The 8,318-nt window shown below is 35.2% G+C and carries 6 protein-coding genes; 4 read left to right on the plus strand and 2 right to left on the minus strand.

Annotated features, from left to right (window positions below):
• A partial coding sequence (locus tag ACIQ0D_RS09840; protein ID WP_395805144.1) for a gliding motility-associated C-terminal domain-containing protein occupies positions 1-885 on the plus strand: 885 nt, incomplete at its 5' end.
• Between the two features lie 25 nt (positions 886-910).
• Here the strand turns inward: ACIQ0D_RS09840 and ACIQ0D_RS09845 are convergent.
• A complete protein-coding gene (locus tag ACIQ0D_RS09845) occupies positions 911-3,499 on the minus strand; it encodes a cation-translocating P-type ATPase (RefSeq protein WP_395805146.1) in 2,589 nt (862 codons plus the stop codon).
• Between the two features lie 36 nt (positions 3,500-3,535).
• Positions 3,536-5,971: a phosphoenolpyruvate synthase gene (ppsA, locus tag ACIQ0D_RS09850; protein WP_395805148.1), complete on the minus strand. Its 2,436-nt coding sequence runs from the start codon at positions 5,969-5,971 to the stop codon at positions 3,536-3,538.
• A gap of 413 nt (positions 5,972-6,384) precedes the next feature.
• Between ppsA and ACIQ0D_RS09855 the strand changes: the two genes are divergently transcribed.
• From ACIQ0D_RS09855 to ACIQ0D_RS09865, 3 genes are all read left to right on the plus strand, one after another.
• Complete coding sequence (locus tag ACIQ0D_RS09855) at positions 6,385-6,564, plus strand: histone H1 (protein ID WP_291401461.1); 180 nt, start codon at positions 6,385-6,387, stop codon at positions 6,562-6,564.
• Between the two features lie 185 nt (positions 6,565-6,749).
• On the plus strand, positions 6,750-7,130 hold the full coding sequence (locus ACIQ0D_RS09860) for an SRPBCC domain-containing protein (RefSeq protein WP_395805150.1): 381 nt from the start codon (positions 6,750-6,752) through the stop codon (positions 7,128-7,130).
• 371 nt (positions 7,131-7,501) lie between these two features.
• Positions 7,502-8,302 (plus strand): ABC transporter substrate-binding protein, encoded by an 801-nt coding sequence (locus ACIQ0D_RS09865; RefSeq protein ID WP_395805152.1) that lies wholly within the window; start codon positions 7,502-7,504, stop codon positions 8,300-8,302.
• The last annotated feature ends 16 nt before the right edge of the window (positions 8,303-8,318 follow it).

Below are 8,318 nucleotides of genomic sequence, written 5' to 3' on the forward strand. Positions count from 1 at the left end.
AAAATAGTTAATACCGCTCCAGGAGGTAATGGTAATGATCTTGCTCTAGATGATATTACGTTTAGGGCTTGCGGACCAAGCATTGAACCTAAATTAAATGGTAGCTTGACAAACTTTTTACTCTGTGAAGGCCCAAGTCAGATGATTACCTTAGATGCCAATTTAGGTCCTGGTTTTACTAATCCTGCCTTTCAGTGGCAAGCAAATATTAATAATTTTGGCTGGACTGATATGCCAAATGCTAAAAGTAAATCAAGCCCCATTATAATAAACTCAAGTAGTTTGGTTTCTCAAAAATACCGCCTTACTGTTGCTGAAACGTTCAATATTTCTTCTTTTGGTTGCCGTATAAATTCTGACATTATTGAAATTGGATTTCTTGATGGCCCCAACGTAGATGCAGGTCAGGATAAAGAAATCATGCAAGATAGACCAATAGTTTTAAATGCGTCTGCTTCAGGCAATTCCCTTAGTTATAAGTGGATACCAGATACTTTTCTTGATAATCCTAATGTTTTGAATCCAATTGCAACTCCTAACCGTGATATGATTTATACGCTCGAGGTAACAGATGCTTGTAATAAGGTGGCTTCAGATCAAGTGAATATAAAAGTGCTCACAAATATTCGAATACCTAATGCTTTTTCGCCTAATGGTGATGGTATAAACGATCTTTGGAATGTGGCGGGCTTAGATTCTTTCCCCAATGCAGATGTCCTTATTTTTAATAGGAATGGGGCTATTATTTATCAAAGTAAGGGCTATCAAGAACCGTGGGATGGGACATATCGTGGGACTTCTATCCCAAAAGGAACTTATTATTACTCTATTGATTTGAATAATGGTATAAAGCTTTATTCAGGGTCCATCTTTTTGATGGATTAGAGTCGCATAAAGCGATTTATTCATTTTAACTTTGAATTCTGCTATTTTTTTCGTATCTTATGTATTTATCTAACTCAACAGCCAAAAATATAATACTTGACGCGGCCAATGTGAGTGCTAATTCTTTCAGACTTAGTGCTTGTGTTTTGAATATTTTATTTAAAGCAGGCATGTAAATAATCATCATTTGTAGCAAAATAGTTAGTGAAATTGCAAATAACATTCCTTTATTACTAAATAAGCCAATTTTGAAAAGAGATCTTTTATTAGACCTTATGGCTAATACGTGTCCAAGCTGACTGAAACATAAGACAGAAAAGGCCATGGTTAGTTCATTACCATTTCCATATTTAATTGCCCAAGCTTGAATTGATAATGTCACTAAGCCTATCAAAAGACCTACCCAGAGTATATGCCATCCCATGTTTCCAGCAAAAATAGAATCTGAAGGTTTTCGCGGTTGATGCTTCATAATATTAGGTTCGGCTGCCTCAGATGCTAGGGCAAGTCCTGGAAGCCCGTCGGTCACTAAATTAATCCATAAAATATGAATGGGAAGAAGTGGAATCGGGAGCCCTAAAAAAGGTGCTAAGACGATGCACCAAATTTCTCCCGAATTACCGGTCATGATGTATTTTATGAATTTTAAGATATTATCAAAAATTTGACGTCCATGTTGAATAGCTTTAACTATGCTTGAAAAATTATCATCAAGAAGAATCATATGCGCTGCTTCTTTGGATACTTCCGTTCCATTAATTCCCATAGCTATACCAATATCTGCATTTTTTAGTGCTGGAGCATCATTTACCCCATCGCCAGTCATCGCCACAAAATTCCCCTTGCTTTGCAGTGCATTCACAATTTTTAGCTTTTGTTCTGGGTCAACACGGGCATATACTTTTACTTTTTCAACTAATTCATCGAATTGCTCATCATCTAATTCAGCAAGCTCAGCACCGCTAATTACCAAATCATCCTTATAATTGATAATACCCAAGTCTTTCGCAATAGCTGTGGCCGTTAGTTTATGATCGCCAGTAATCATTACTGGTGTAATTCCAGCTTCCTTGCATTGTGAAATTGCTTCCTTAACATCTTCTCGCGGAGGATCAATCATTGCAGCGAAGCCTAGCATAGTTAGGGATGATTCTACATACTCTGGTGTTATTTCTTGTGGTAGTTCTTTCAATAGTTTATAAGCAAAACCTAAAACTCGATGTCCAGCCTCCGATAAATCATTCACCTGCTTTTCTAAATTGTCAATCTCAGAGTTATTGCTTAAAAGGGATGTTTTTAACAGCATTTCTACCGCCCCTTTGCTAATTACTAAAATGCCTTCATCTGTTTGATGTAGAGTGCTCATACACTTTCTATTGGTGTCGAAAGGTATTTCTGCAATTCTTGGAAAGACTTTCTCTAAATCATGTTTATTTTGATTTTTTGTTAGGGCGAAATTTAGTAGTGAAAGTTCAGTAGACTCTCCAATCCAATTGCCTTTTTCATTTTTGCTTACATCATTACTCAAAGCCATAGCCATCAGCATTAAATTATCTGAAATACCAGGAAGTATTTTCGAATCTTCAATTTCAAAAACCTTTTCTACGGTCATTTTATTGACGGTAAGAGTCCCAGTTTTATCGGTACAAATAAAATTTACTGATCCTAGTGTTTCTACTGCATGGAGTTTTCTGACTAATACTTGTTGTTTAACTAGTTTTTTTGCGCCCATTGCTAAGGAGATAGTTACTAGAGCGGGTAGGGCCTCGGGAATGGCAGCAACAGCCAAAGAAATTGATAAAAGGAGCATTTCCATAAGGCTTTCACCTCTCAGCCATCCCGAAAGGAAAATAAAAACACAAATAGCTAAAATGATTATGGATAGGGTTTTACCAAAGCTATTTAGTCTTTTTTGCAGAGGGGTAACCTGTTCATTTTTTTGGATTAATTTAGCAATATGACCTAATTCTGTATTCATGCCCGTTTCCACTACATAGGCTGTGCCCCGCCCACTTGTAACAAAGGTTCCTTTGAAAGACATATTCGTGCGATCGCCAATTGCTAAATTTGATTCTTTGAGCTCTGTGATATTCTTCTCGATATTTTGAGATTCGCCAGTCAATGCCGATTCGTCAACCTTGAGGCTATAAGTGCTTATAAATCGAATGTCGGCTGGAATTATATCGCCGGAAATTAGGGTTATTACATCACCTGGAACTAACTCGCTAGAATCAATTTTTACTAATTGTTTGTTTCGGAAAACATGCGCGCGACTCCTAGCCATACTTTTTAAGGACTCTAACGCTTTTTCTGCTCTATATTCCTGGATAAATCCGACTAAGGCATTGATAAAAATTATAGAAAGGATAATGATGGTGTCGCTCAAATCAGACGCAAAACCGGAAATTATAGCAGCAATGATTAAAATAATAATCATGAAATCACTGAACTGATTCCACAAAATTCTCCAAATTTTATATTTGCTTCTACTGTCTATCAGTTCATTATTGCCGAATTTAACCAAGCGCACTTGTGCCTCTTCACTCGTTAATCCCTCTGTATTGCTCTTTAATTCCTCTGCAACTTCTGAAGATGATAGCTTATGCCAATTCATGAAATAATTTTGTAATATTTAACTTATTTCTGCTTTTTAATTTTTGACAGAGAGCCTTTTAGGAGCTTTAAAACGCTTTTTTTCAGCGTGATTCATATTTTCTATCCCTTCAACAAGTGCATCTTGAGTAAATGAAATACTGTCTATGCCTTCTTCAATGAGAAATTCGGCAAATTCAGGAATGTCGCTTGGCGCTTGCCCACAAAGCCCAACTTTAATTCCATTTTGCTTGGCAGCTTTTATCGTTCGCCGTATTAACTCTTTTACAGCAGGGTTTTCTTCATTAAATAATTGATTTACCAAACTTGAGTCGCGATCAATTCCCAGAGTGAGCTGAGTTAGATCATTTGAACCTATCGAAAATCCATCAAAAAGCCTAGCAAATTCATCTGCTAAAAGCACATTACTTGGTATTTCAATCATAACATAGACTTTAAGTCCATTTACTCCTTTTTTCAAGCCATTTTTTGCCATTTCTGCTAATACTTTTTCACCTTCTTCAATGGTTCTGCAGAAAGGAATCATTAGTTTGACGTTTTTTAAGCCCATTTCATCTCTCACTTTTTTCATGGCTCGGCATTCAAGTGCGAAAGCATCTTTGTAGAAATTGCTATAGTATCTTGATGCACCACGCAAGCCTATCATAGGGTTTTCTTCATTTGGTTCAAAATAGGATCCTCCTAATAAATTCACATATTCATTGCTTTTAAAATCGCTAAATCTTACAATTACTTCTTTGGGATAAAAGGCCGCTGCAACCATTGAAACCGCTTCTGCAAGTTGATCAACGAAGTATTCTTTACCATCCTGGTAGTTTCCAATGATTTCTTTGATTTTACCATTAATCTCCTCATCAACTACTTTTTCAGGCTCGCAAAATACTAAAGGGTGTATTTTTATACTCTTTGAAATCGTAAATTCAAGTCGCATTAAACCAACTCCATGATTGGGATATTTGCTAAGCTCAAATGCTCTTTCTGGATCAGATAATATCAATAGGGCAGGGGTTTTAGGAAGCTTAACTTTACTGAAATCCTGCTCTTCAACAGTCCATTTTAATAATCCTTCATAAATATTGCCTGATTTACCATCTGCGCAAGAAACGGTTATTTCATCACCAGTTTCAATCACCTTGGTGGCATTTCCCGAACCTACAACAGCTAAAGTTCCTAGCTCGCGCGCTACTATGGCTGCGTGACTTGTTCTTCCGCCTTTATTGGTGATAATTGCCGCTGCTTTTTTTAAGATAGGATCCCAATCTGGATTAGTGATGTCGGTTACTAAAATTTCTCCTTCTTTTAATTGTTTACCCTCCTGTGGATTGTTAAGTATTCGAGCTTTCCCAGATCTAATTTTATCTCCCAGAGCGATTCCTGTAGCCAATAATTTTGATTTTTCGGCAAGCCAGTAAATTTCATGTACTTGTTTTTTAGGTTTTGCATGAACAGTTTCTGGCCTAGCCTGAACAATGTATAGTTTATTGTTAATGCCATCTTTAGCCCACTCAATATCCATTGCTTTTCCATAATGATCTTCAATGCTAAGGCACCATTTTGCTAATTGAATAACTTCAGAATTGTTAAGGCAGAATTCTTTCTGTTTCTCTTGACTTGTTTCTAAATTTAATATGGTATTTTCACTGCTTTGCAAGTCAGATTTTTCGGCATAAACCATGGTAAACTCCTTTTTACCACAAACTTTTTTTATAATGGGTTTATACTGATCTTGATTGAGCGTTGGTTTAAAAACTATCCATTCATCGGGTATTGCCCTGCCTTGGACAATATTTTCACCTAGTCCCCAAATACCATTTATAATTATTGTGTTCTTAAAACCGGTGTCGGGATCAATCGTAAATACTACCCCAGACGATGCTTTATCACTTCTAACCATTTGTTGAACCCCTACCGAAATGGCAATATCCTTTTCCATAAAGCCCATATCATGTCGGTACTTTATAGCCCTATCCGTAAATAAGGATACATAACATAGCTTAATAGCATCCAATAATTGCTCTTTACCATTGATGTTCAAAAAGGATTCCATTCTACCGGCAAAACTCGCAGTAGGCAAATCTTCGGCAGTAGCGCTACTGCGAACAGCTACATCTAGCACTTCTACCCCTAAATTGCTGCAAAGTGAATTATAGGCTGTTTTTACTTGTTGTTCTACTTCTTCAGGAATTTTTGAATAAAGGATTAGGCTTCTTGCTTGCTCTCCAATACTAGTCAAATTGCTAAAATCTTGCTTGTCGAGGGTAAACAGAAGCTCTTTAAGATCCTGTTCAATTTTATTTTCCTTTCTGAATAGTCGATATGCATCGGCAGTTAAGGCAAAGCCATCCGGAATATTTATGCCCTTACTATTCAATTGGTTGAACATTTCTCCTAATGATGAGTTTTTCCCACCTACGCGGGCAATGTCATCAATGTGAATCTCGCTGAAAGGGATTGTATATGATAATGCTTGCATTTATTAAGAATTTAATTAATTTTTTATTGACAATGTTTCTGGAAGTATTTAAATGGTTGCTTTGTAAAAATTTGGAAGATTTTTTATTTTTTTAAATAATTTTCATCCTTGAAAAAGCTAATATTGAAACAATGTATTAATGGTATTGTTTCAAATTCTTTGTGCTGGTTTTTGACTTTTTCAGGTAAAATCATTTTTTATTTGACCTCAAATCAGCTTTAAATCATGATTATTAGCTCAGATTTTGGATTGATAACAAAATCTGATTTTCTTTATTGCTAAAAAAAACGCTTTTAATGACTATTTAATCCATTTTTTAACTAAAGGTTAATTAATAATAAAAAAATAATGCAAAAGCGCTTGTCAATACATCTAAATAAATTAGATTTGTTGAACCTTAAAAAAAAACAACGATGGATAAATTTTCAAAAATGAAAGAATTGTTTGCTTCAGTTGAAGTAGACGCTAACAAATTTTACAATTCAGGTAACAGTGCTGCAGGAACAAGAGTTCGTAAAGGCATGCAAGATTTGAAAAATTTAGCTCAGGAAATCAGAAATGAAGTGACTGAGAAGAAAAACAGTGCAAAATAATTTTAGCACTGTTTTAAATAATTAAAAAGGCTGGTTTATCCAGCCTTTTTAATTATTCAATTCCTTACTCCCTGAATATTTCCTTCCTTTCCCAAAAGAAATAAGTCTTAATAATTTTTTCTTTCTTTTACTGAGATTTGTAAATCAATAGTTCGGTCAATTATTTTAGATTTGTACCATAAATTATGAAAGATTTCAAAAATTATTATCTCATACAGGCTAGTCCCGAAGAGGTTTACCTCGCTTTAACAAATCCACTAACTATTTCACTCTGGACCGGAGCAGAGGCTATTATGAGTACTGAACCAGGCTCAGAATTTTCTTTGTGGGATGACAGTATTGTGGGTAAGAATATCGAGTTTGTTGAGAATAAAAAGATTGTTCAACAGTGGTATTTTGGTGATCAGCCTGAAGAATCAATAGTAACTTTTATTTTGCATCCTGATAAAAACGGTACTTCCCTCGAGCTTCGCCATACTAATATTCCTGATTCTGATCTTCAAGATATGATCGATGGCTGGAATTTGAATTACTTTGGTGCGCTACAAGATTTTTATGATGAATAGTTTCATCGAATAACTCTAATTTTTTTTCTCATCCTTGGATCAGGAAAATTCTTAGCTTCTTTTGGCGTAAAATTTAAGTGATTTTATACTAATTGCTGTAATCATCCATCCCAAATAAATCGATAAAAATTATCAGATGATGCTGGGATAGAGAAAATTATTGAAATCTGAAAAATATCCCGCTAATTAAATTGCATTAATATTAAGCCGACCATTATTCTTTTAATAGAATTAAAAATTAAAATTGGTCTATTTTAACTAATTAAATTTCAAAATTGACCTTTCCGTAAAAAATAACCCACAAGTGATTTGAAACCCATTGAATACTAGGTTAATTTTTCATTAATAAAATTTAGCTTATTTTGTAAAATATGCAAAAGCGTACATTCACAGATCAAATGGGGAGGCTTATTTCCCTTAATTTTCCGCCAAAGCGGATTATTTCTCTGGTGCCGTCCCAAACGGAGCTTCTTTTCGATTTAGGTTTGGATGAGGAGCTTATTGGGATTACCAAGTTTTGCATTCATCCTCATGATACATTTAAGTCTAAAACCAAGATTGGCGGTACTAAAAAACTCGATCTAGATAAAATTAGGGCATTAAATCCGGATCTTATTATTGGGAATAAGGAGGAAAATGATCAAGCACAAATGGAAGAATTGATGCTTGAATTCCCCGTTTGGATGAGTGATATCACGCTTTTTGAGGATGCAATAGAGATGATTAGGCAAATTGCGGAGCTCACAGGTAAAACTGAGAATGGAATTCAAATCACTGAAAGCATTGAAAAGAGCTTCGCAGAAATTCCCCAAAATCTAGGATGCCGAAAAAAAGTGGCATATTTTATTTGGAAAGATCCTTATATGCTGGCAGGAAAAGATACTTTTATTGATACTATTTTGGGAAAGGCAGGTTTTGTTAATGTGGTAGCTATGAGTCGCTACCCCGCAATGTCTCTTTCAGATTTAAGAGGACTTAAACCTGAGCATATTTTTTTATCATCCGAACCTTATCCATTTAAGAATGAGCATGTTGAAGAAATGGAGGCAATTTTCCCTGATTCTACTGTTTGGATAGTGGATGGAGAGTTGTTTTCATGGTATGGTAGTAGGTTGCGGTTTACGTCCGACTATCTCTTACAGCTTTTACAAAAAATTAATTGTCATTCTTAAATAATAAGAAGATTAG

Origin of the sequence: Daejeonella sp. (genome assembly GCF_044342615.1) — a bacterium.
Classification (GTDB): domain Bacteria; phylum Bacteroidota; class Bacteroidia; order Sphingobacteriales; family Sphingobacteriaceae; genus Daejeonella.